This is a genomic window from Mesorhizobium sp. M0011 (assembly GCF_040324155.1).
Classification (GTDB): Bacteria; Pseudomonadota; Alphaproteobacteria; order Rhizobiales; family Rhizobiaceae; genus Mesorhizobium.
In genome coordinates this window covers 322,108-344,836 of sequence record NZ_JAMYVQ010000001.1, presented here as the reverse complement: position 1 = coordinate 344,836, position 22,729 = coordinate 322,108, and the positions used below count along the sequence as shown (strand labels likewise).

Genomic DNA, 22,729 nt, shown 5'->3' with positions numbered 1-22,729 from the left:
GCTTTTCCATCCACCGCAAGGTGGTTAATTTCTGCGCTGGCTCAGTCGCATTTTTGCCGCGCGGTTGATATACGTCACCAGCTTTGCGAGAGGGAAGTGCAGTTTCATGGCGTTTCGTACATTCAGTGGTCGCTTTTTGGCGGGTCTTGCGCTCACCGGCTTTATGCTTGCCGCCGCCGGCTGCCAATCGGGCGACAATGGCATCCTGAACCTCGGCATAGGCAAGAAGGATCCAACGGCGCCACCGCCGCCGCAGGATCCCAAGATACTGGCCAGCCAGTTGCAGGCCTATTGCCCCCGGGTGACGGTGCGCGACGGTACGGCCTTCTTCAACACCTATTCCAGGGAAGCTCAGAAGCCCAAGCCCAGGATCAAGAAGACCGGCGACGCCGCGCAGGATGCCGCGGCCCAGGCCGAGGCTGACGCTGCTGCTGCAACTCCGCCCGACGAATCGGCTAATATCATCTACCAGGCGTCGGTCAGCGACGTGACACGCGACTGCAGCCGTGCCAACGGCCAGCTGACGATGAAGATTGCGGTCGCCGGCAAGATTGTCCCCGGACCGAAGTTTTCTCCAGGCACGATCACCATGCCGATCCGAACGGCTGTGATGCATGGCACCGAGGTCCTCTACTCGCAGCTCCACCAGTATCAGGTCCAGGTCACCGATCCTTCGGTTGCCACGCAGTTCGTCTTCACCGATTCCAATGTCGTCGTGCCCGAGCCGACGGCGCAGGATTATCAGGCCTTTGCCGGCTATGACGAAACCGCGCATCAGGCAACGGCCGACAAGCCGAAGAAGAAGCAGAGGAAGAGAGCCGCCGCGACGAACTAAGTCTCGGCAGTTGCATGAGGCGTGCGTCGCGGCGCACGCTTCTCAGGCGTCCGACCACTCCGACAGCGCCGCGATTACGCTTTTCAACTCTGCCCAGCGGCGGATCACCGTTTCGGCGCCGGCCTCGGTGAGCGCGTCGGCATGGCCGGGATAGCTGTGGGCGGCTCCGGTGAAGCCGATCACCCGCATGCCCGCCGCCCTTGCGCCGTGAACGCCGTGCACGGAGTCCTCGATAACGAAAGTGTTCGCGGGGTTGGCGCTGAGTTTCTCCGCCGCGAACAGGAACACGTCCGGCGCCGGTTTCGTTTTCCCGGTCGGTGTTTCCATCGCCGAAAAAATCCGGTCGGTGAAAAACGGCAGAAGATGCACCTTTTCCAGCATGAATTCGATCCGCTCGGAGCGTGAATTCGAGCAGACGCAGCGCGGCACGCTTACCGCGGCAACGGCCTCGCGCACGCCATCGATGGCGCGGACGTCGCTGCGCAGTTTGCGGTCGACCAATTGTTCCTCCCTGTCGATCAGAGAGGCCTGGAAGGGGATGCGGGACTTTTCCTCGACCCGCAGCATGATGTCCTTGAAGGTCAGGCCGGCATAGCTCTCCGAAATCTCCTCAGCCGATATCTCGTATCCTGCCAAGGTCAAAAGCTCGGCGTCGACGCGGGCGGCGATGATCTCGGAATCGACGAGCACGCCGTCGCAATCGAAGATGACAAGGTCTGGCTGGGGCATGGTGATCCGGACAATGGGAGGGCGAAGTGGCCTCGGAAGGCTTAGGCGGCGCGGCATACACCAACAGGGCCGCCTTCGCAAATTCGCCACACCCGTCCCTTGGCCTTCACGGAATATTTACGCTGATCGGTAACCATAACGGAGAGTAAACAGTAACGCGTGCCTTGGGTGTCAGAATGTCTGCCGTGCGTCTTCTCGACGAGCTATCCCACGCTCCCCAGCAATCCGAATGGCTGGACACGATCCTCAAGGGCGACTGCGTCGCCGCGCTCGACCGGCTGCCCGAAAAATCGATCGACGTCATCTTCGCCGATCCGCCCTATAATCTGCAGCTCGACGGCGACCTGCACCGCCCCGATCAGTCGAAGGTCGACGCCGTCGACGACGACTGGGACCAGTTCGAGAGTTTCGAGGCCTATGACGCTTTCACGCGTGCCTGGCTGCTGGCGGCGCGCCGGGTGCTGAAGCCCAACGGCACCATCTGGGTGATCGGCTCCTATCACAACATCTTCCGGGTCGGCGCCAAGATGCAGGATCTCGGCTTCTGGATCCTCAACGACGTCGTCTGGCGCAAGACCAACCCGATGCCGAATTTCCGTGGCCGCCGCTTCCAGAATGCCCATGAGACGATGATCTGGGCTACGCGCGACCAGAAGGGCAAGGGCTATACCTTCAACTACGAAGCCATGAAGGCGTCCAACGACGACATCCAGATGCGCTCCGACTGGCTGTTTCCGATCTGCACCGGCGGCGAGCGGCTGAAGAACGACAATGGCGACAAGCTGCATCCGACGCAAAAGCCGGAAGCGCTGCTTGCCCGCATCATGATGGCCTCGACCAAACCGGGCGACATCGTGCTCGATCCCTTCTTCGGCTCCGGCACCACCGGCGCGGTGGCCAAGCGTCTCGGCCGCCATTTCGTCGGCATCGAACGCGAGCAGGCCTATATCGACGCCGCCAACGAGCGCATCGACGCGGTGCGGCCACTGGATGGCGCCGATCTCACCGTGCTGACCGGCAAGCGCGCCGAGCCGCGCGTTGCTTTCGTCAGCCTGATCGACACCGGCCTGATGATGCCGGGTGCGACGCTCTACGACGCCAAGAAGCGCTGGGCCGCCAAGGTGCGCGCCGACGGTACTGTGGCGATCGGCGACAGCGCCGGCTCGATCCACAAGATCGGTGCCGAAGTGCAGGGGCTGGACGCCTGCAACGGCTGGACCTTCTGGCATTATGAGCGCAGCGGTGGCCTGACCCCGATCGACGAGCTTCGCCGCATCGCACGGCTTGGCATGGAGCGGGCAGGGGCCTGAACCCCTGCCAGTTGCTTCGAATTCCGTTGATTCAAAGGCTCAACGGATCGCTCGAAGCGATTCAAATCATGCCTTGATACCGAGACGTTCAAGGTCTGCTCGAAGTGTTTTCGCATCGGTGAACAACACCGATTGCCAGCCGGCCGCCTTGGCGCCGTCGACATTCTTCTGGCTGTCGTCGATGAACAGCGTCGCGGCCGGTTCGAGGTCGAAGGCAGCGCTGTGATGATCGTAAATGCCGCGATCGGGCTTGATCATGCCGATCTCGCCGGAGATGGTGACGCCGCGCGGACGATTGAGAAAATCGAAGCGCTCGCGGGCTTCGGCCAGCGTGTCGCTGGCGAAGTTGGTCAGCATGGTCACGTCGTGGCCGCTCTCGATCAGACCGACCATGATGGCGACGCTGTCGTCATAGGCATGTGGAACCATCTCGTGCCAGTGGCGGCGGAAACCGCGGATGTTTTCCGCGTGATCGGGATGGTCCGCGATCAGCAGCGCCTCGGCCTCTTCCCAGGTGCGGCCGCGATCCTGCTCAATGTTCCAATCATGCGTGCAGACATTGTCGAAAAACCACTTTCTCTCTTCGGCATCCGGAATGAGGCGGCTGAACGGAATGTTGGGATCGTAGTGGATCAGCACTCTGCCGATGTCGAAAACGATGTGGCGTATTTCAGTCATGGGGCCTCTTTGCACTGTGTGGCGACGGCTTTTTCGTCGCGCCGGGTATCGCAGCCTCGATTGCCTTTTTCATGACAGTCGGCAGCGCCTCGCCGGAAATCTCGTGAGCGAGCGACCAGAAATGCCCGGCTGGCGCATCACCTTTGATGTGAGCGTGAAAGACTTCGAGTTCGAGAGCGAAATGCGTGAAGACATGCGCAATGCGGCCCGCATGCCGCCAGTCGGCGGGAAAGGGCGCGGCCGCTTCCGTGGTTGCCCCATCGATCCGCGCGGTCCAGCCCGTCGTCGGCACCTCGGTCATGCCGCCGAGCAAACCCTTCTCTGCCCGTTTGCGCAGAAGGATGGCGCCGTCGGCCCGCACGGCGACAAAGGCCGCGCCGTGCCGCTGCGGCTTGTCGGCCTTGGGCAGGCGCACCGGGAAGTGCTCGGGATCGCCTGAAACGACCGCGCTGCAGTCTTCGCGCAGCGGGCACAGCATGCAGCGCGGCCGGCGTGGCGTGCAGATGGTGGCGCCGAGATCCATCATCGCTTGGGCGAAGTCGCCAGGCCTTGTCCCGGGCACCATGCGCTCGACATGGGCACGGATCTCGGGCTTGGCTTCGCTGAGCGGGGTTGTGATCGAAAACAGCCGGGAGATGACACGTTCGACATTGCCGTCGACAACGGCGGCGGGGCGATCGAAGGCAATCGCCGTGATGGCCGCCGACGTATAGGCGCCGATGCCGGGCAGTTCTCTCAAACCCGTCTCCGTGTCGGGAAACCGGCCGCCACGCGCGGCCACAAGATCGGCACAGGCCTTGAGATTGCGGGCGCGGGAGTAGTAGCCGAGCCCGGCCCAGGCCTTCATCACGTCCTCGGTGGGCGCCGCGGCCAGCGCTTCGACATCGGGCCATTTCTCGACGAATACCTTGAAATAAGCCTTCACCGCTTCGACGGTGGTCTGCTGCAGCATGACCTCGGAGAGCCAGATGCGGTAGGGATCAGGCCGCACGCCGCGCGCATGCTCAATTGGTGTGATGCGCCACGGCAATTCACGGTGATGCACATCGTACCAGCTGAGCAGGCGGGATGCGATATCGTCGCTGACACCGGATGCAGCTGTGCTGCTATCTCCGGATGTGGCTTTGCCACTATCCCAGGATGCGGTCTTGCGGGTCTGGTCTGCTGGTGCCATTGATCTTGTATTGGCCTGGCCGGTATCTGCTGGGTCGTCGCTGGAGGACGTACATGGCAGGGAGAACGCCCTACGGCAATCCCGTCCCGGTCAGCGATCTCGCGACCAGGATCCTCGATCCGGTGCTGCGCAAGCGGGCCGGCATTTCGATCGGCCTCGTCCAGTCATGGGACGAGATCGCCGGCCCGCGGCTGGCCAGCCATTCGCGCCCCGAAAAAATCCAGTGGCCGCGCCGTATGCATGAGGACGATCCGTTCGAGCCGGCCGTGCTGGTCATTGCCTGCGAAGGCATGGCGGCACTTCATCTGCAGCACGAGACGGGCGAGATCATCAACCGGGTCAACGCCTTCCTCGGCTTCACCGCCATCAACCGCATCAGGATCCTGCAGAAGCCGGTGACAGCCGACAAAGGAAAGCGCAAACCGGCCCTGAGGCCGCTGACGGCGGCTGAGAAGACGAAATTGTCGGGAACTGTCGGCCTGGTCGATAATGATGAACTGCGCGCCTCGCTGGAGAAACTTGGCGCGACCATTATTGGGGAGAGAAAATCATAGGCGTCTTGAAGAAAGTCATGGATTCGTCGTCAATATCTCGCATTCGTGATCGCCCTTGTCAGGTTTCGCGATTGGATTGGGGATCGAGATGCCTTAATTCGCGCCAACTCTCGCCTTTTCGTGTCTTTGCATTGCAAAATCCAACCCTTGTCAGGTGATTCGTATGAACCGTCCCCCGTTTGGTCAAAGCTTGTCTCGCAGAAATGTCCTGTCTTCGCTGGCCGCCATTCCGGCGGTGGCCCTGCTCGCCGCCTGCAGCGACTCTGGCGAGGAGGCGAAGGCCGCGGATGTGAAGCCTGCGGCCCCGGCCGCCCCCGCGAAGGCGGCCACGCCGGCCGCCGCCACCGCGCCGGAGGCCCAGGGCACCGTGGATGTGGCGGAACTGATGAAGCCGGGTGCGCTGCCCGACAAGCAGCTTGGCAAGGATGACGCCAAGGTCACCATCGTCGAATACGCCTCGATGACCTGCCCACACTGCGCGCATTTCGCCGAGACCACCTTTCCGGACCTGAAGACCAAGTACATCGACACCGGCAAGGTCCGCTACATCCTGCGCGAATTCCCGTTCGATCCGAGCGCCGAAGCCGGTTTTATGCTGGCGCGCTGCGCCAAGGATAACTATTACCCCATGGTCGACGTCCTGTTCAGGCAGCAGGCGAACTGGGTTGGCGTTCAGAATACCAAGGATGCGCTGCTGCAAATCTCGAAGCTCGCCGGTTTTACACAGGAGTCCTTCGAGGCCTGCTTGACGGACCAGAAACTTCTGGACGATGTGAGATCGGTCCAGAAGCGCGGCGCCAATGAATTCAAGGTCGACTCGACACCGACCTTCTTCATCAACGGTAAGACCTACAAAGGGGCGATGTCGATTGAGGAAATGTCGGCCATCATCGACCCTCTGCTCTGACGTCCGGTCAGCCCTGAGGCGGCGGAGCTTCGGCGTGCGCGGCTTCCTGTCGTGCCGCGAATTCCTTTCGCAAAATCACGGAAATCCGCTTAGTGGGCGGGGCGAATGAAGTTTTCGCGCCTTCGCCTCCTCGGTTTCAAGTCCTTCGTCGAGCCCGGCGAGTTCGTCATCGAACGCGGCCTGACCGGCATTGTCGGGCCGAATGGCTGCGGCAAGTCGAACCTTGTCGAGGCGCTGCGCTGGGTGATGGGCGAAAGCTCCTACAAGAACATGCGCGCGTCCGGCATGGACGACGTCATCTTTTCCGGCTCGGGCACGCGTCCGGCGCGCAACACCGCCGAAGTGACGCTCTTCCTCGACAACAGCGACCGCTCGGCGCCCGCTGCCTTCAACGATGCCGACGAACTGCAGGTGTCGCGCCGCATCGAGCGCGAGGCCGGCTCGCTCTACCGCATCAACGGCAAGGAGGCGCGTGCCAAGGACGTGCAGCTTCTGTTCGCCGACCAGTCGACCGGCGCGCGTTCGCCATCGATGGTCGGTCAGGGCCGCATCGGCGAACTGATCCAGGCCAAGCCGCAGGCACGCCGCGCGCTGCTCGAAGAGGCGGCAGGCATTTCCGGCCTGCACACCCGCCGCCACGAGGCAGAACTGCGGCTGAAGGCGGCCGAGCAGAACCTCGAACGACTGGACGACGTCGTCGGCGAGCTGGAAAGCCAGATCGAAAGCCTCAAGCGCCAGGCGCGCCAGGCCTCCCGCTTCAAGAACCTGTCGGCTGATATCCGCAAGGCCGAGGCAACGCTCTTGCATCTGCGCTGGACACTGGCCAAGACGCAGGAAGGCGAGGCGCGCTCGGCGCTTGCCGTTGCGACAGCGCTTGTCGGCGACCGCGCCGCAGCCCAGATGGCCGCCGCCAGGGAGCAAGGCATCGGTGCTCATAGGCTGCCGGACCTGCGCGACGCGGAAGCCGCCGCCGCCGCTGCCTTCCAGCGCCTGTCGATCGCCAAGTCGCAGATCGAGGAGGAAGCCGGCCGCATCCGCGCTCGTCAGAGCGAACTCGAGCGCCGGCTGCAGCAACTCGACGGCGATATCGCGCGTGAAGAGCGCATGGTCCGCGACAATGCGGACATTCTCGAGCGCCTTCGCACCGAAGAGGCGGCACTCAATTCGGAAAATGCTGGTGCCGCCGAGCGCGAGGCCACCACCCGCGCTGCTTTCGAACAAGCGGCATCTACGCTTTCGCAAAGCGAAGCCAAGCTCGCCGCGCTGACTGCCGAGCGGGCCGAGGCTGCCGCCTCGCGCAACCAGATCGAACGGACGCTGCGCGACACCGCCGAGCGTCGCGACCGCTTCGCGCGTCAGCTGGCCGATGTCGACCGGGAATTGTCGGAGATACTCTCCAAGGTCGCTGGCCTGCCCGATCCGGCCGAGAAGCGCGTGCTGGTCGAACAGGCCATGGCGCTGCTGGAGGAGGCCGAGGCTGCCGTGTCCGAGGCCGAGCAGTCGGTCATCGATGCCCGCGCTGCCGAAAGCGCTGCCCGGCCACCACTTCAGGATGCCAGGGCCGAGCTGGCGCGGATCGAAACCGAAGCGCGCACGCTGGCAAAAATCCTGAATGCCGCCAGTGGCGATCTCTTCCCGGCCGTGCTGGAGCAGATCAGCGTCGATCGCGGTTTCGAAACGGCGCTGGGTGCGGCCCTTGGCGAAGATCTCGACGTGCCGCTTGACCGCAGCGCGCCGGTGCATTGGGGCGAAAGCGCGATCCAGCCCTGCGACGCGGCTCTGCCGGAAGGCGTCACAAGCCTGGCCAGCGTGGTCCACGCGCCGGCACAGCTCGCCCGCCGCCTGGCGCAGATCGGTATTGTCGAGGCCAGCGATGGCCGCCAGTTGCAATCGCTGCTTGCTCCCGGCCAGAGGCTGGTCAGCCGTGAAGGCGCGCTCTGGCGTTGGGATGGCTTCACCGCCAGCGCCGATGCGCCGACCGCCGCAGCACAACGGCTGGCGCAGAAGAACCGGCTGGCTGAGCTCGATGCCGAGGCGATACAGGCGACGCTCGTCCTGCGCCAGGCCGAGGAGGCGCTGGGAGAGGCTGAACAGGCGCTCCGTCTGGCGAGCGAGGCCGAGCGCAACACGCGCCAGGCCGGTCGTGACGCCCAGCATCGGCTGGACGCTGCCCGCAATGCGCTGGCCGAGGCCGAGAGGGCCGGCGGCGAATTGCAGAGCCGGCGCGCAGCACTCGATGAAGCGCGCGCCCGCATCGTCGACAGCCATGAGGAGATTTCGGCCGCCTTCGCCGAGGCGGAAATGCTGCTGCAGGACGCGCCCGATCTTGGCGATCTGCAATTGCAGCTCGAACAGTCCTCGGCCAATGTCGCCCGCGACCGCGCCGCGCTTGCCGATGCGCGTGCCGTGCATGAGGGGCTGCGGCGCGAAGCCGAGGCGCGCGCGCGCCGGCTCGATGCCATTGGCGCCGAGCGCAGCAACTGGCTGGAGCGGGCCGAAAACGCCTCGACGCAGATCGCATCGCTCGGCGAACGCAAGGCCGAGGCCGAGGCCGAACGCGAGCGGCTGGCCGATGCTCCCGATGAAATCGACGCCAAGCGGCGTGCCTTGCTGTCGCAACTCACCGAGGCCGAGAGCTTGCGCAAGGCGGCGGCCGACCGTTTGCAGGAAGCGGAGAACCGGCAATCCGAACTGGACAAGGCCGCCACCGGCGCCATCCAGTTCCTGGCCGAGGCGCGCGAGACCCGCGTTCGCGCCGAAGAGCGGCTGACCGCAGCCGACGAACGCCGGCTGGAGGTCGAGGCGCGCATCCAGGAGACGCTGAACACACCACCGCATCTGGTCATTCGCCATACCGGTCTTGAGGCTGACAGCCCGATGCCTGAAATGGCCGAGATCGAGCGTCAGCTCGATCGGCTGAAGATCGAGCGCGAACGGCTCGGCGCCGTCAACCTGCGCGCCGAGGAGGAGCAGAAGGAGCTTTCCGACCGGCTCGAGGCAATCGTATCCGAGCGCGAGGACATCATCGAGGCGATCCGCAAGTTGCGGCAGGCGATCCAGAGCCTCAACCGCGAAGGCCGTGAGCGGCTGCTGGCCGCCTTCGACGTCGTCAACGGCCATTTCCAGCGGCTGTTCTCGCATCTGTTCGGCGGCGGCACGGCGGAATTGCAACTGATCGAATCCGACGATCCGCTCGAGGCTGGCCTCGAAATTCTTGCCCGCCCGCCCGGCAAGAAGCCGCAGACCATGACGCTGCTGTCCGGCGGCGAGCAGGCGTTGACGGCGATGTCGCTGATCTTCGCGGTGTTCCTGACCAATCCGGCGCCGATCTGCGTGCTCGACGAAGTCGACGCGCCGCTCGACGATCACAATGTCGAACGCTTCTGCAATCTCATGGACGAGATGGCGGCCATCACCGAGACGCGTTTCGTCATCATCACCCACAATCCCATCACCATGGCGCGCATGAACCGGCTGTTCGGCGTGACCATGGCCGAGCAGGGGGTCAGCCAGCTGGTGTCGGTCGACCTGCAGGCGGCCGAAGCGATGCGCGAGGCAAGCTGATCCCGTTGGCGCTGCCAGCGAATGGGTCGCTCTGGAGCGATTCCAAGAAAATCTCTAAGGGCTTTTCGCGCGGAATTGCTCAAAGACAAATGGTCAGAGCGTCGAATTGTGTTTGTGTGAATGGTGTTTGGACGAGGACCAGACGAAATAGACCGAGCCCAGCTTCAGCACAGGCACCCTGCGATCCCGTTCGCGATCACGCAGTTCGCGGTAGGTCTTCACCTTCAGTGTGCCTCCCGGCAATCTGATTCGAAAAGCCATGATGCATAGAGCTTACGTGCTTTCTCCAGTCGATGGAAGGTTCATTTCAAGCTCCTCGTCAGTATTCGAGCTCTTGGAGGGTCGATCAGGGATTGTACTGGGCCACCAGATGACGAAATATTTGCCAAACTGCCAGACCGGGACTTCGCCCTTGTGCTCCCGCCGCCGCAACTCATGACGTTGCTTGACCTTCAACACACCGCCCGGAAGCCTGATCTTGATCGTCATCGTCCCTCAATACTGATGGCGCGCTTCCTGGGTGCCGCGCCCGAAGATTCATCTGTCCGGCCAAGGTAGAAAAATCGCCCACTCTCGGATCGGATCGTTGCAATCCCATTTCGCCGAGTCAATGGAGCCGAGGGCGAACTCCTGTGGCTATCGGCGCCCGTGCACATAAGGCTTGAGAACAGGGTCAACCTCTGCGCCGCAAGATCCAGTTCACACAGATCACGGCCACGAGGCCACATGCGATGCCGGCGCAATCGGCAACCCAGTCGAACACATCCAGATCACGTCGTATCAGCGCCGTGCCCTGAAGGACCTCGATCGCCGCTCCAACCATGGCGAGGAAGACGATCAGCCTTGTCTTGCGATCGGGCCAGCCGAGCCCTCCAAGGAAAGTCATGACGGCAAAGGCGCTGGCGTGGTTCAGCTTGTCGGACCGGAAACCGATATCGATCCCATACTCCTCGAGTCGGGGTATAGGCAGCAATGCAAGGGCAACAACAGCGATAAGCGTGCCGAAAAAAGCGATCCGTTCGGCGGCTGGATAGAATCTCATTCTGTTTCAATCTGTGCCTGGCCGTCGCGAAGGTCGAATCCGGCTCGGTATTGGCGGTTCAGGCTGAAACTCAGATCGACGGCGTTGTCTTTCAAAGCCGCAATTTTTGCTTGAGCCTTTTCAGCCAGGTCTGTTCCGCCTCATCCTGGTTTTGATGCGCCGGGACGTAGCGCGGCCGTATCTTTTTTCCTTTGATGTAGAATGGCTTTTCGACTTCTCCAACCAGGTTGACGAAAAGCCGGGATTTGTTGGTGGGTTGGCGGACTGTGACGCCGTGGACCGATTCAATCGAATTGATGAACAATACAAGAATGTTCTTGTCGTATTTAACTGTTTCGATGCATTCCAAATGGGTGTCGTCGACATAGGCATCATTGAAGAGTGTCGCTTTGGCTTTCAGTGTGGCGTATTTGGACTTGAAACGACTAATTGTCAGGTCCCCGCCAACGGCATCATAATCTTCCGGCCTCATATAAAACAGGCCAGAAAATAGCTTGTCGCCATTGTCGATGTGGCTTGTCCGCACCGATCCGGCATCGGTTACCGGCGTGTTCCCGCTGAGCATCGCATCCATCAGTATGTCGCGCGTTGCATAGGTGTCACTAAACCTGATGCCCGCTTTCATATTCTTGAGGCGTTCATAATTGGGGTAATAATCAGGGTAAAGCTTGTGAATATCGTCGTAGAACAGTTCGGCGATCTCGGCGAAAAATGCTTGAGATACATGGTAGGCGATAAAATCGCGCCATATTTGCGGCACAGCTTCGTTCGACCGAATGCGGTGGGCCTCATAGTCCCATCTGGTGTTGTTGCGGCGCGTATCGATTTCGAGCGCTTCCGGAGCGGGAAACGTGTCGGCCAACTCCTGGTAGAGATCGAGGGGAAGGGCGTCGCGCAGGATGATGTGTGGAAACGGCTCCGATCGAACGTCGGCCCTGGTGGCACGTTGAAGGACTGAAAGCGGCTTTGACATCGATGGTGTCTCAGATCGAGTTTGCCTGAGTTGGATTCAGAGGATCGTGTTCAACCTGTTCGGGCTGCCGCCTTTCAACGGATCCTTGGTTGCGTTCAAAGATTGGAGCCCTGAAAAGGGCTCCGCATGGGCTTTCACCATTTCGCTCATTAGAATATCCGCGCCGGTCATCAGGGGGATCAAGGTTTCCGCGAATGTATATGTTTTGATGCCGTAAAGCCACTTCAGGTAGAGAAGGGCAGCTGACGTGCCGGAGACGCACCCAACAATGTTCATCCGGGATACGACAAGCTCTATCGGATATATGTGTGGGAGGCTCGCCTCCATGATCCTGGTGCTGGCGTCGGCCGTCACATTGCCGACCGTATCCAGCAATTCGGGGAAGAAGGGCGTGCTTATTCTTGGATGTTCCTTCCAGACGACGTCGTATCCCCTCTCGACGATCTGCTCCGCAATTCGTCTATAGATCGCCGCCTCTTGCGCGTACGACATTATGCCGTTTCGCGACAATGCTTGGCCGAGCAGCAGGATCCGTGGGTTGGCTGACGCACGGCAATGTTTGCCGCCGGAAAGCGCATCCCTGCAGGCTTCATCTATTACGTCGCGCATCAGCGAAGCGCCGACCTGAAATCTTGGTACGTTCTCCAGAGCATCGTGAATGGGGATTTCGTGAAGCAAAGAATAAAACTTTGTCACCCGCCTCAGATGGTGTCTTTCTATCTTGTCGGCCGCTTTCCTCAGTCGGAACGCCGGTGAAATTGTAGAGAGTCCTGCAATCAAGGCTCCGGTGATGCGCCGTCTAAACCTGGTGCCTGGCGGCCGTGACGTGGTTGACATTTCGAATGGAAGGTATGACGTCAAGCCATCCTCATACAAAATGATCTTGGCTTCTGGGTATGAGTCCAGCAGTATTTTTTCCGATGGCCGGTTAACGAAGCAGGCCCAGATTTCAGCTGCGGTACTCGCGTCGAGACCAATTGTCTCTCGGATCAGACGATGGACCCGGAAAATTTGCAGTTGCCCATATTTACGCTCGGACGTCAGAAGGTCGTACGCCCATATGATCCGTCTCCAGGTCCATACTGCAGACGCAAGTTCAGCAAGACCGGTCTTGAAATGCTCGGAAACGCCGGCCGTTTCATAGAGCAGAAGGTAATCCTCATGCTCCTCATCCGCCGGGGAGCTTCCATCCATTGTTGATTGGCGAAGTGAGGCAACCAGGCTGAGCAATTGCCAGCTGCCAAAGACGCAGCATATTCGAGCTGGCAATTTAAGATCTCCAGATCGGATGGAAATAACGCTGCATGTTCCGCGATCTCAACCGGAAAATTGCTTCATGTCCGACAGGCCGTGTGGCTCGGGGCGTCCCACCCGCTTCATAATACTGCCTATCGCGTCAGCAGGAAATATCTTGCAGATGTGTCCAACGTCCAAGACAGGCTGGAGTTCCGCACAACAGGCCGGCGAATTCACTTCAACTGAGCGGCAGAGACCTGTTGAGATCCGGCAAAAACACCCGGTGCGGCTGACCGCTCATGCGGGTCGTCTTGCTGCTTCGGTTCCCCGTCGGCACCAAGGAGCGCAATTCTCCCGGTTTTCGGGAAGGTCGTTGCCCGGGAAAGCGGGTTTCACTTCCATCAGTCAAAAGTAAGCTCCAGCCATGAACCGGAGCTTGATGATGACAGAGGCGGAAACCAAAAAGTTTCACCCGCTTGATGTGCCAACCGGTCCGGTGCGGTGGCCCGGAATCCCGGCCGACCTGCCAAGGCATGGCGCGTGTGGCCGCACCTGCGCATCATGCCCGATGCGAAGCCCGCACTGCTCCTCGAATGCCCTTGATGCCGACGCTTCGGCGCAACTTTCCCGGTGAGCAGGCGAAGGGCGGCGCCGAAAATGCGCCACCCTGTCGGAGGGATTGCCCGCGATCAGGCGGCGAGCCAGGCCCGGGTGAAATCCTGCTCATAGGCCTGATGCATCTGGTAACCCATCAAGGCAGGTTTCATATGGCAGAACAGCTTTCGCCAGTAGGGCTGAACGATGATGCCGGAATCCTGCAGCATGACCTGCAGTTCCTTCATCACCGCACGGCGCTGCTTTGGATCGGCGATGGCGTTGGCCTTGTGGACCTTGGCATCGAAGTCGGGATCGGCGAACCCTGTCTCGTTCCATGCCGAACCGGTCTGGTAGGCAAGCGCATAGGTCTGGATGCCGAGCGGTCGGGCGTTCCAATTGGTGGTCGCGAAGGGATACTTCGTCCAGTCGTTCCAGAATGCCGATTCCGGGATGACGGTGCGTTTCACCTTGAAGCCCGCGTCGCGCATCTGCTGGGCGACGGCATCGGAGCTTTCCTTGCGGTAATCGGCTTCGACCGAGATCAGATCAAACTCGAAATCGAGCTGGCCGGCTTCCTCGAGCAATGCCCTGGCCCGGACCGGATCACGTTTGATCGGCGGCAAGTCGGCGTGTTCGGGATGCATCGGTCCGACATGATCGTTCTGCGCGACGACGCCCATGCCGTCGGCGCCCAGTTGCAGCACCGCTTCGTTGTCGACCGCAAGCTGTATGGCGTTGCGCACGCGCTTGTCGTCGTAGGGTTTGGCGTTGACGTTGCAGCGCGAGACCAGGGTGGCGGCAGTGACGATCTCGCTTTTCTTCAGGCCCAGCCTGTCGAGCATGGCGACGTCATAGGACTGCGTCTGCCCATTCAGGTCGATCTCACCGGATTCGAAGGCGGAGACGGTGGCGGCCGAGTCGGTGCCGTAGTCGGTCCAGTCGATGCCGTCGAGGAACACCTCGCCGCCCCACCACGACCCGTCCGGCCGCTTGCGCACCGAAGCAGCAACGCCGACATCGAGTCTTTTAAGCTCGAATGGACCCGTGGAAACGGGGTTGGCCGACAGTGGCGCTGCCTTCGGATTGAAGGTGTGGTGGACGATCAATGCCGGGTAGTCGGTCATCGCCGGGATGATGGTGATGTCGGGCTGAGACAGTTTCAGGACCACGGTGTGCTCATCGCGAACCTCGATGGCACCAGTGCGCGCCACCTTGGTGTCGGGATCGATCAGCGCGGTCATGCGCCCGGCCATCGAGTTGCCGGCGGCGTCCTTCTCGCACCAGCGCGTGATGTTGAAGGCGACATCCGTGGCGGTGAAATCGTCGCCGTTCGACCATTTCACCCCCGGGCGCACCTTGAGCACATATTCCGTGGCGTCCGCATTGATCTCCCAGCTCTGCAGCAGCACCGGCTCGAAGGTGAAATCCGGCTTCCAGCGCACCAGCGGTTCGAGAAACTGCATGGCGATGTTGCCCATCTGCGAAACCTTGAACTTGCGCGGGTCTTCCAGCTCCATCACCTGCATGGCAACACGCAGCACGCCGCCCTTCCTGGGTTGGGCGGCTTCCTCGGCCCGCGCCGGGACCGGCTGACCGATGAGCCCATAGGCAATCGCGGTGCTGGCGCCGAAGGCGCTGGCCAGCGCCAGGAACTCGCGGCGGCCAAGCGCGCCGCTCTTCGCGCCTTTCGCAAATGTGCCGATCGCGGGATGAAGAGGTCTGGATGTCATATCGGTTCTCCCATTGTTGATTTTACGCCCAAATTCGGTGGAATGCCCTTGCCGCGTCGTTGCTGGGCGCTGTTTTCTACAGGACGCAGCCGATGGCGGCGGGGCCGCGACGGCGAGGGGAAGGCAAGATGAATCTTCTGACGGCGATGCGGGTGTTCGATCGGGTCTGCCTGCTGGGCAGCCTGTCGGCAGCGGCGCGCGATCTCAACATGTCGACGACGGCGGTCAGCCGCACCATCAAGGAACTGGAAGACGACCTCGGCGTCCGGCTCATCAATCGCACCACAAGGCGTCTTAGCCTCACCGAGGCGGGCCGCGACTATGCTCCGCGTGCGCGCAGCCTGCTCGACGACATTTCCGAACTGCAGGATTCGACGCGCGGCCTGCACAAGGAGACGCGCGGCCTGATCCGGGTTTCCTGCTCCAATGTTCTGGGCCACACGCGCATAACCAAGCTGGTGCCGAAATTCCTCGAAGAAAACCCGCTCACCACGATCGAGTTCGACCTCACCGCGCGTTATGTCGTCGGCATTGTCGAGGAAGGCTACGATGTGGCCATCCGCTTCGGCGGTCAGGCGGATTCCGCCCTGATTGCCCGCCGGCTTGGTGAAGTCCGCAACTATGTCTGCGCCACGCCCGATTATTGGGATGCAAACGGCCGTCCGGTCCACCCGGATGAGCTGGCAAGCCATTCCTGCGTGCTGAGCAATTTCGCCAAGCGCCTTGGCACGTGGCCATTCATCGGACCCGACGGCCCTTTCGATGCGGCTGTCGGCGGGCGCATCTCGACCAACAGCGTCGAGGCCGCCTATCAGATGACCAACGCCGGTTTCGGCATCGGCAACCTGCCCAGCCTGCTGGTCGACGCTGCGATCAGGGACGGCCGGCTGGAAGTGCAGCTGGATGAGTTTCGCCCTGGCTCCAGCCCGATCTACGCGCTCTATCCGCACCGCACCTATATTGCGGCCAAGGTGCGCGCGTTCGTCGATTTCCTGATCCGCGAACTGTCGGCCGACTTCACCGCCTGAAATGCTGCGCGATTGCCCATGGCCAACGCCGTCAGGGGCCGGGCGCGAAAGCCTGGCCCCCTCTGCCCCCGTCGCCCGACGCGGCAGCGTCATTTCCACCAGGCGGTGGTGTCGTACATCGGCCCCGGCTCCTCGAAGAGCTTTTCGTATTTGCACAGTGCCGGCGTCTTGCCGAGCGGCACCGAAACACCGTCCCTGAACGCCCATTCGCCACGTTGCGTCGTATCGGCCCGCACATAGCTGGACAGCGCAAAGGCCCGGTCGTGCTGCGATTTGTTAGGCGAGGAGCCGTGCACGGTAAGCAGCCCCCATAAAGCAAGGTCGCCCGGCTCCAGCACCAGCGGAACGATGGTCGCCGGGTCGATGCCGACCTTGCGCAACTCTTCTTCGGCGGTCAGGCCCTTCATCAGTTCGCCGGTTCCCTCGTCCGACAGGCCGAGATAGCCGAGCTTGTGGCTGCCGGGCACGACCTGAAGGCAGCCATTGTCCAGCGTCGCCCGATCGACCGCGAGGCCTGTTGTCACGGTGGCGTCGGCGACATTGTCGAAGGCGGCCTGGTTACGGAAGCGCAGATCCTGGTGGAAGCGATAACCCGTGACATTGGCGCCGGGCGGCTTCCAGTGCAGCTGTTGGGCGATCTGCCTTATGTCACGGCCGATCAGGCCCTCGAGCAGCTTCAGATAGTCGGGATTGCGGCGGAATGCTTCGAAATAGGAATTGATCCAGGAAAACCAGTAAGCCTGCAGCACATAGCGTTGGCCAAAGTCCGATTCAGGCAGGATCTGGAAATTCAGGTTGCCGTTCCGGAAGGTGGCGTGATGCTTGAGGCCTTCGGCATAGACCGCATCGGTTTCCTTCTTCAGCCGGATCATCTCGTCGCCGTCGACGAATTGTCGAACGACCGCGTATCCTTCCTCGCGGTACTGCTCCACCGCCTCGCGTGCCTGCCTGTCCGTCAGCATGTCCGTGACAACCCCCGTCTGTGATCTGTGTCGATCGTAACGAAGGGGTTGCCGGCGATAAGCCATGGATTTTGGCATCGACTTTCCCGATTATCGGGAAATTGAGCGGGGCGTCAAAGGTGCATTGGTCGCAATCGGCTGGTCAGATACGTGCTGCGCCGGCAGGCCCTAAAAATAGGTCCGCGGCGCGGCAAGGTTCTTCTGCTGGCGAACATAAAAACAGTAGAAGCCGAACGCCGCGGCAAACCACATGAAGGCCTCACCCATGGCCAGCCGGTTGTTGGAATTGGTAAGGATGGTTAGGGCGAAGAAGACCAGTGTGGAGATGTAGCAGGACCATGCGGCCGGAGCGACAAGCTTGGCTCGCATGGCCAGTAGAACCTGCCTGGCCGACCAGGTGTAGAGAAAGGCAAAGAACGCCAGTCCGACCACACCATAGCGCACGGCAATCTCCAGATAACCATTGTGGAAGACGTTGAAGATCATGGGATGATAGGTTCTGTTCTCCCACTCGGTCAGCCAACTGGAACTGGCTCCGAAGATCGGGTGGCGTTTCCAGATATTGATCGCATCCGCCCACAGCATCAGCCTTTCCTTGGCTGCAAGTGGCACCGCATCGCTCGCGATGGCGCGATCGAAGGCGGGGAGGATGCCATGCCTGAACACATCCGGAACCAAGGTTTTGACGAAGGCCATGGTATCGTCGGCGGTGGACGAGAAGATGTTGTGTGCTGCGACAATGCCGGCCGCCCCGATCACCAGCACGCCACCCGAAACCAACAGTTCGCGACGATGGCCTCTCGCCAGGGTCATGACCGCCAACAAGAGCAGAGCGAGCGCAAGCGCAAGCCACACTCCCTTTGACCGCATCTCGATGATATTGACGAGGGCAAGCAGCAGGACGGCTGTCGACAGGACCCAATGCAGGTTCTTGGTTGCTTTCCCGAGGTCCGTTCTCTGGGCCGAGTAGGCCATGAATTGCAGCGTGCAGAGGAAGATGAAACCGGCCGCTACCGACGCGTGGATGGGATTGTTGAAAAGCCACGGGGCCGGTTGGATGCCTTGAAACATGTCCGAATAGAAGGTGTCCGCAGCCAGGAAGACGAGACTGAGGATCATGAACCAGAGCACGAGCCGTGCGGGTTGCCTGACAAACAGCAGAAACGCGAAGCCGGTCGTCGCGTAGAACAGCGGAAACATGTAAATGCCTTCGGCGCCACCCAACTGGTGGGTGCCGAAATAGACGATCGCCAGTCGGATGAAGACATAGAGCGACCAGCCCAGACACAGAAAGCCGACCCAACCGATCAGCGGTTTGCTGTAGGTCCACAAATCCACTCTGAACCAGCGGATGACCGCGAACAGGGCCAGCGCCAGGCCCGCATAGCGGTAGGTGTCGGCCTCGCGCCACACCGCGGAGACCAAAGCGAGAATGGCGAGTGCCGCAAGCAACAGAAGCAAGGTGTGGCGCGGCGCGTTGTCCTTGGCATCATCCAGGGCATCTCGCGGCAGAGGGGGCGGCAGCAGGACGTGATGCAGGCGGCGCAGCTCGTCGCTGGCCCGCAACACCCCGGCACGTAGCCGGCTCGGCCCGCCCAGCCTTGCGGATTTGTAGCTTCCCGAGGGGCCGGCTATGCCCGAGATCCCACTGCTGGCGGCGAAGCCAAGCACGTTTTGGCGGACCGAATAGACTTTCAGGCCGGTATCCCAAAAGCGCTCGAGTGCAACGTCCCATGGCATTTTCATAACGGCGAGCGCCGACAACAGACCCTGCGCGCCCTCCCGCGTCACCAGATAGGCGGCGGCCGAGCCTTGCGGGCCATGCAGCGCACGACCGATCTCGTCGCCTTCCGTCGTCTCGACGGCGCGCATGAAGAAGCTCATGCGATGGTTGGTCAGCTTGATGACGTCGAAATCCGGCACCGCCGCGATGATGGCCTCGATGCGCCGTATGGTGTTTTCGCTGAAGAGGACGTCGTCCTCGACAATCAGGCCATAGGCGCCGCCACCCGCGAGGAATGCCTCCAGCGCCTGGATATGGCTGCGGTAACAGGCATATTCGCCCGAAAGGATGTCGCGCCCGCTCAGCTTGCGCGCGGCTGGCAGATCGATCTCCGTCCAGTCTTTTTCAGCAAGCGCCCGACCGTCGACGGCGGCAATGCGCTGCAAGGTCAGTCCTGCCGCTTCGGCGCTGGCGAGCAATTCGCTCCAGCGCTGGGTCTCGCGATCGAGGTTGATGGCGAAGATAGGAAGGTTCATTGAAGTTCCATGTTGAGCCGCCACCCACCTGGCCGACCTATGTATGGAAAGAAGGAGATGTTCAAGGCGACACTGTCCAGATCATGTGCAAATGCTGACCCGAATTTGCCGCATGGCGTTGGCTCATCTGATTTTATGACGCAGTCGAATATTAGCTGATCGGCTTCATGGAAGGTACTCTCGGGTCCCATGTGCCCCAAAGGGAATAGAACGGCATGGCCGGGCAGGTTCTTTAGACCTCGGATAGGTTTTGTCGGTATTTATCGGAAAAAAGGAGCCGAAGTCATGACCGACATCTGGCACTCACTCCTCGCCAACCTTGCCCTGGTCTCCATCCTCGTGGTCGCCTGGGACCTTGTGGCGGACTTCACCGGGCGTCTCTCGCGGCGGATGCAGTCGCTGCTTCTCGGCATGGTCATGTGCGTGGGCGCGATCATTTCCATGGCGACTGCCCTGTCCGTCTCCGGCTTCGTCGTCGATCTGCGCGCCGCCTTCATTGCTGCTGCCGCGTTCTTTGGCGGATGGCCGGCAATGCTCATCGCCACGGTCGGCTCCATTGTTTATCGCGTCCATCTCGGCGGGCAGGGTGCGGGTGCTGGTGTCATGGGTATCCTCATTACCGCAATCGTAGGCATTGCGTGGCACCACATCGTCGCGGCCCGATCGCGCACCATGTACGACATATTCGGTCTGGGCGTAACGGTCGCTCTCGCCGGGCTGATCACGCTCCTGGTCATCCCGGCGCAAGCCGTCACGGGCCTTGTGCAGCAGAGCACGTTCCCCTCCCTCGTATTCCGCTTTCTCAGCACAATCATCATCGGCGTCCTGCTCGACCGGCAGCAGCGCCGGCGGGAGCTCTTGATGTCCAACATGACCTACCGGGCCATGGTTCGCGAACTGCCGGATTGCCTGAACATAAAAGATGTCGACGGCCGCTTCATCGCCGCCAACCCCGCCACCGCCGAAATGGTTCGCGCCGCTTCGGTCGACGATCTGATCGGCAAGACGGATTTCGATTTCTACCCCAGGGAGGTGGCCGAACGCTTCCGGCAGGATGAGATGGGCGCGCTGGAGGCCGGGCAGACGTTGCGGATCGACCAGCCCGCGCTTTTCCCCGATGGGCGGCAAGGTTGGCTCTACACGCTCAAGGCCCCTTTTCGCGACGAGGCCGGCAAGATCGTCGGCGTCATCACCTACAATCGCGACATCACCGAGCAGAAGCGCACCGCCCAGCTCAAGAACGATTTCATTTCCACGGTCAGCCACGAATTGCGGACCCCGCTGACCTCCATCCGCGGCTCGCTTGGCCTGATCGCGGCCGGTGTGGCCGGCGAACTGCCGCCCAAGGCCGCCAATCTCGTCAACATCGCGCACACCAACAGCGAAAGGCTGGTTCTTCTCATCAACGACATTCTGGATATGGAGAAGATCGAATCGGGCGTGATCACCTTCAAGATCAAGCAGATGCCTGTCCGTCAGGTCCTGGAGCAGGCCATTGCCGCCAGCTCCAACTACATGGCTGACAGCCGGATCAGGATCGTTCTGATCGACGATGCCCCGCGCGCCGAGGCCAACATCGATCCGGATCGCCTGCATCAGGTGATGGCGAACCTCCTGTCGAATGCGATCAAGTTCTCGCATGCCGACGGTACTGTCACAGTGAAATTCCAGCGTCATGACCACGACATGCTGCGGATTTCCGTGATGGACCAGGGCGCTGGCATCCCGGAGGCTTTCCGCGGCCGTATATTCGGAAAATTCGAGCAGGCCGACGCCTCCAGCACCCGTAAGATAGGCGGCACCGGCCTGGGCTTGAGCATCGTCAAGGCCATTACCGAAAAACTGGGCGGAGCCGTTTCCTTCGAAACCGAGGAAGGCAAGGGAACCTCGTTCCACGTGGACCTTGCAGAAGTACGCAGGCACCACCCAAGGCCGTATCCGCCACCGCACCTGACACGGAAGCCCGATGGCCGCCTACGGGTTCTGATCTGTGAAGACGAGACCGACGTCGCCGCAGTGATTGCGGCACTCTTGGATGCGGAAGGCTTTTCCAGCGACGTCGCACCCGATATCGCCACCGCAAAGGCGCTTCTGCGGTCCCGCGAATACGTGGCCTTGACCCTCGATATCAAGCTGGCGGGGGAATCCGGCATCAAACTCTTCCATGACATTAGGGCATCGCCGGTGAATTCCGACATTTCGGTCATCGTCATCTCCGCCGTTGCCGATGAGGCCAGGCGTTCGCTCAACGGCAGCGCCGTCGGTATCGTCGACTGGCTGGAGAAGCCGGTGGATTCAAAGCGGCTTCACGCCGCCCTTGCCAAGATCCTTGCTGGCAGGACCGAGCAGAGGCCGAAGATTCTCCATGTCGAGGACGATGAGGGCGTGCTTGCGGTGATGTCGGAGGGGTTGGGTTCGGGTGTCTCGATTACTTCGGCGAAGACGCTCAAGGACGCCCGGGAGGCGATCGCGCGGCATCTCTTCGACCTGGTTATCCTGGATATTGCACTCCCCGACGGCTCGGGGTTGGACCTGCTGGCCGATCTGCCGCTCGAGACCGGGGTCATAGTGTTTTCGGCGGCGGAGCTCGACCAGAAACTAGGTGATCGCGTGCAGGCCATCATGACCAAGACCAGGGCGTCGGAAATCGATGTGGCAAAGCTGGTCAGGAGCATGTTGGTTTCGCCCCGCACTCAACCTGCCGCGCACGCCAAGGAGTGACGCTCATGCCCGCAAGGATTCTCTATGTGGATGACGAGGACGATATCCGCGAAATCGCCCAGATGTCGCTGGAGCTCGAGCCGGAATTCGAGGTGCGGTCCTGCCCGTCCGGCATGCAGGCGCTGGTCGATGCCGCCGAATGGCGGCCCGACCTCATTCTGCTCGACGTAATGATGCCGGACATGGATGGGCCGGAGACGCTGAGGCGCCTGGCCGAGTCCGGGCCGACGGCTTCGATACCTGTGGTGTTCATCACCGCGCGCACCCAGACGCATGAAGTCGAACGCTATCTGGCGATGGGGGCGGTAGGGGTGATCGCCAAGCCGTTCGACCCGCTTGCGCTTGCCGGTGAAGTCAAAAGATTGCTTCTATCGCGCGCCTGAGCCGACGTTTGGCGTGGGCACCGAGCGCAGTCTGGCTGCAGACTGTG

General features: G+C 61.5%; 18 protein-coding genes. 8 read left to right on the top strand and 10 right to left on the bottom strand.

What is annotated here, in order from left to right; all coding sequences use genetic code 11:
* The first annotated feature begins 106 nt into the window (after positions 1-106).
* Entirely contained in the window at positions 107-835 is a 729-nt protein-coding gene (locus tag NKK51_RS01605; protein ID WP_352550819.1) for a hypothetical protein, read from the top strand.
* A gap of 42 nt (positions 836-877) precedes the next feature.
* On the opposite strand, the gene NKK51_RS01600 is transcribed toward NKK51_RS01605, so the two are convergent.
* A complete protein-coding gene (locus NKK51_RS01600) occupies positions 878-1,564 on the bottom strand; it encodes an HAD family hydrolase (RefSeq protein WP_352550817.1) in 687 nt (228 codons plus the stop codon).
* A 176-nt stretch (positions 1,565-1,740) separates the two neighbouring features.
* Here NKK51_RS01600 and NKK51_RS01595 point away from each other — a divergent pair, with 176 nt between their 5' ends.
* The gene (locus tag NKK51_RS01595) at positions 1,741-2,874 is read left to right on the top strand and encodes a site-specific DNA-methyltransferase (RefSeq protein WP_127290830.1); all 1,134 of its coding nucleotides are present in this window, start codon (positions 1,741-1,743) and stop codon (positions 2,872-2,874) included.
* A 66-nt stretch (positions 2,875-2,940) separates the two neighbouring features.
* Here the strand turns inward: NKK51_RS01595 and NKK51_RS01590 are convergent, their stop codons facing one another.
* Both NKK51_RS01590 and mutY read right to left on the bottom strand, forming a co-directional pair.
* A complete protein-coding gene (locus NKK51_RS01590) occupies positions 2,941-3,552 on the bottom strand; it encodes an HAD family hydrolase (RefSeq protein ID WP_352550815.1) in 612 nt (203 codons plus the stop codon).
* Positions 3,545-4,726: an A/G-specific adenine glycosylase gene (mutY, locus tag NKK51_RS01585; protein WP_352550813.1), complete on the bottom strand. Its 1,182-nt coding sequence runs from the start codon at positions 4,724-4,726 to the stop codon at positions 3,545-3,547. The genes NKK51_RS01590 and mutY overlap by 8 nt, the downstream gene beginning before the upstream one ends.
* Positions 4,727-4,779: 53 nt before the next feature.
* Between mutY and NKK51_RS01580 the strand changes: the two genes are divergently transcribed.
* From NKK51_RS01580 to smc, 3 genes are all read left to right on the top strand, one after another.
* The gene (locus NKK51_RS01580) at positions 4,780-5,280 is read left to right on the top strand and encodes a DUF721 domain-containing protein (RefSeq protein ID WP_127290824.1); all 501 of its coding nucleotides are present in this window, start codon (positions 4,780-4,782) and stop codon (positions 5,278-5,280) included.
* 163 nt (positions 5,281-5,443) lie between these two features.
* Entirely contained in the window at positions 5,444-6,187 is a 744-nt protein-coding gene (locus NKK51_RS01575) for a DsbA family protein (RefSeq protein WP_352442782.1), read from the top strand.
* Positions 6,188-6,292: 105 nt separating this feature from the next.
* Positions 6,293-9,751 carry a chromosome segregation protein SMC gene (gene smc / locus NKK51_RS01570; protein WP_352550811.1) on the top strand — a complete coding sequence of 1,153 codons (3,459 nt, stop codon included), beginning with the start codon at positions 6,293-6,295 and terminating at the stop codon, positions 9,749-9,751.
* Positions 9,752-10,024: 273 nt separating this feature from the next.
* On the opposite strand, the gene NKK51_RS01565 is transcribed toward smc, so the two are convergent.
* The 5 genes from NKK51_RS01565 to NKK51_RS01545 all read right to left on the bottom strand — a co-directional run bounded on the left by NKK51_RS01565 (position 10,025) and on the right by NKK51_RS01545 (position 15,329).
* Complete coding sequence (locus NKK51_RS01565; RefSeq protein ID WP_352550809.1) at positions 10,025-10,240, bottom strand: hypothetical protein; 216 nt, start codon at positions 10,238-10,240, stop codon at positions 10,025-10,027.
* 184 nt (positions 10,241-10,424) lie between these two features.
* Entirely contained in the window at positions 10,425-10,793 is a 369-nt protein-coding gene (locus NKK51_RS01560) for a VanZ family protein (protein ID WP_352550807.1), read from the bottom strand.
* A 91-nt stretch (positions 10,794-10,884) separates the two neighbouring features.
* Positions 10,885-11,766, bottom strand: coding sequence for a hypothetical protein (locus NKK51_RS01555; RefSeq protein ID WP_128302504.1), 882 nt, complete (start codon positions 11,764-11,766; stop codon positions 10,885-10,887).
* A gap of 36 nt (positions 11,767-11,802) precedes the next feature.
* Complete coding sequence (locus tag NKK51_RS01550) at positions 11,803-13,035, bottom strand: polysialyltransferase family glycosyltransferase (RefSeq protein WP_352550805.1); 1,233 nt, start codon at positions 13,033-13,035, stop codon at positions 11,803-11,805.
* A 656-nt stretch (positions 13,036-13,691) separates the two neighbouring features.
* A complete protein-coding gene (locus tag NKK51_RS01545; protein ID WP_352550803.1) occupies positions 13,692-15,329 on the bottom strand; it encodes an ABC transporter substrate-binding protein in 1,638 nt (545 codons plus the stop codon).
* 128 nt (positions 15,330-15,457) lie between these two features.
* Between NKK51_RS01545 and NKK51_RS01540 the strand changes: the two genes are divergently transcribed.
* Positions 15,458-16,357 carry a LysR family transcriptional regulator gene (locus NKK51_RS01540; RefSeq protein ID WP_352550801.1) on the top strand — a complete coding sequence of 300 codons (900 nt, stop codon included), beginning with the start codon at positions 15,458-15,460 and terminating at the stop codon, positions 16,355-16,357.
* Between the two features lie 89 nt (positions 16,358-16,446).
* Here NKK51_RS01540 and NKK51_RS01535 read toward each other — a convergent pair whose 3' ends face one another.
* Positions 16,447-17,319 carry a phytanoyl-CoA dioxygenase family protein gene (locus NKK51_RS01535; RefSeq protein WP_352550799.1) on the bottom strand — a complete coding sequence of 291 codons (873 nt, stop codon included), beginning with the start codon at positions 17,317-17,319 and terminating at the stop codon, positions 16,447-16,449.
* Positions 17,320-17,487: 168 nt separating this feature from the next.
* Positions 17,488-19,578 (bottom strand): O-antigen ligase family protein, encoded by a 2,091-nt coding sequence (locus NKK51_RS01530; protein ID WP_352550797.1) that lies wholly within the window; start codon positions 19,576-19,578, stop codon positions 17,488-17,490.
* A 285-nt stretch (positions 19,579-19,863) separates the two neighbouring features.
* On the opposite strand from NKK51_RS01530, the gene NKK51_RS01525 reads away from it, so the two are divergent.
* A complete protein-coding gene (locus NKK51_RS01525) occupies positions 19,864-22,299 on the top strand; it encodes a hybrid sensor histidine kinase/response regulator (RefSeq protein WP_352550795.1) in 2,436 nt (811 codons plus the stop codon).
* Positions 22,300-22,304: 5 nt separating this feature from the next.
* Positions 22,305-22,682, top strand: coding sequence for a response regulator (locus NKK51_RS01520; RefSeq protein ID WP_292566459.1), 378 nt, complete (start codon positions 22,305-22,307; stop codon positions 22,680-22,682).
* Positions 22,683-22,729 lie beyond the last annotated feature (47 nt).

Excerpts from the sequence above, each read along its gene's own strand:
- NKK51_RS01580 (WP_127290824.1), top strand. The coding sequence starts at position 4,780 with ATGGCAGGGAGAACGCCCTACGGCAATCCCGTCCCGGTCAGCGATCTC.
- NKK51_RS01520 (WP_292566459.1), top strand. The coding sequence starts at position 22,305 with ATGCCCGCAAGGATTCTCTATGTGGATGACGAGGACGATATCCGCGAA.
- NKK51_RS01565 (WP_352550809.1), bottom strand. The coding sequence starts at position 10,240 with ATGACGATCAAGATCAGGCTTCCGGGCGGTGTGTTGAAGGTCAAGCAA.
- NKK51_RS01535 (WP_352550799.1), bottom strand. The coding sequence starts at position 17,319 with ATGCTGACGGACAGGCAGGCACGCGAGGCGGTGGAGCAGTACCGCGAG.
- NKK51_RS01525 (WP_352550795.1), top strand. The coding sequence starts at position 19,864 with ATGACCGACATCTGGCACTCACTCCTCGCCAACCTTGCCCTGGTCTCC.
- NKK51_RS01560 (WP_352550807.1), bottom strand. The coding sequence starts at position 10,793 with ATGAGATTCTATCCAGCCGCCGAACGGATCGCTTTTTTCGGCACGCTT.
- NKK51_RS01530 (WP_352550797.1), bottom strand. The coding sequence starts at position 19,578 with ATGAACCTTCCTATCTTCGCCATCAACCTCGATCGCGAGACCCAGCGC.
- NKK51_RS01540 (WP_352550801.1), top strand. The coding sequence starts at position 15,458 with ATGAATCTTCTGACGGCGATGCGGGTGTTCGATCGGGTCTGCCTGCTG.
- NKK51_RS01545 (WP_352550803.1), bottom strand. The coding sequence starts at position 15,329 with ATGACATCCAGACCTCTTCATCCCGCGATCGGCACATTTGCGAAAGGC.
- NKK51_RS01600 (WP_352550817.1), bottom strand. The coding sequence starts at position 1,564 with ATGCCCCAGCCAGACCTTGTCATCTTCGATTGCGACGGCGTGCTCGTC.
- NKK51_RS01575 (WP_352442782.1), top strand. The coding sequence starts at position 5,444 with ATGAACCGTCCCCCGTTTGGTCAAAGCTTGTCTCGCAGAAATGTCCTG.
- NKK51_RS01595 (WP_127290830.1), top strand. The coding sequence starts at position 1,741 with ATGTCTGCCGTGCGTCTTCTCGACGAGCTATCCCACGCTCCCCAGCAA.
- NKK51_RS01555 (WP_128302504.1), bottom strand. The coding sequence starts at position 11,766 with ATGTCAAAGCCGCTTTCAGTCCTTCAACGTGCCACCAGGGCCGACGTT.
- mutY (WP_352550813.1), bottom strand. The coding sequence starts at position 4,726 with ATGGCACCAGCAGACCAGACCCGCAAGACCGCATCCTGGGATAGTGGC.
- NKK51_RS01605 (WP_352550819.1), top strand. The coding sequence starts at position 107 with ATGGCGTTTCGTACATTCAGTGGTCGCTTTTTGGCGGGTCTTGCGCTC.
- NKK51_RS01590 (WP_352550815.1), bottom strand. The coding sequence starts at position 3,552 with ATGACTGAAATACGCCACATCGTTTTCGACATCGGCAGAGTGCTGATC.
- smc (WP_352550811.1), top strand. The coding sequence starts at position 6,293 with ATGAAGTTTTCGCGCCTTCGCCTCCTCGGTTTCAAGTCCTTCGTCGAG.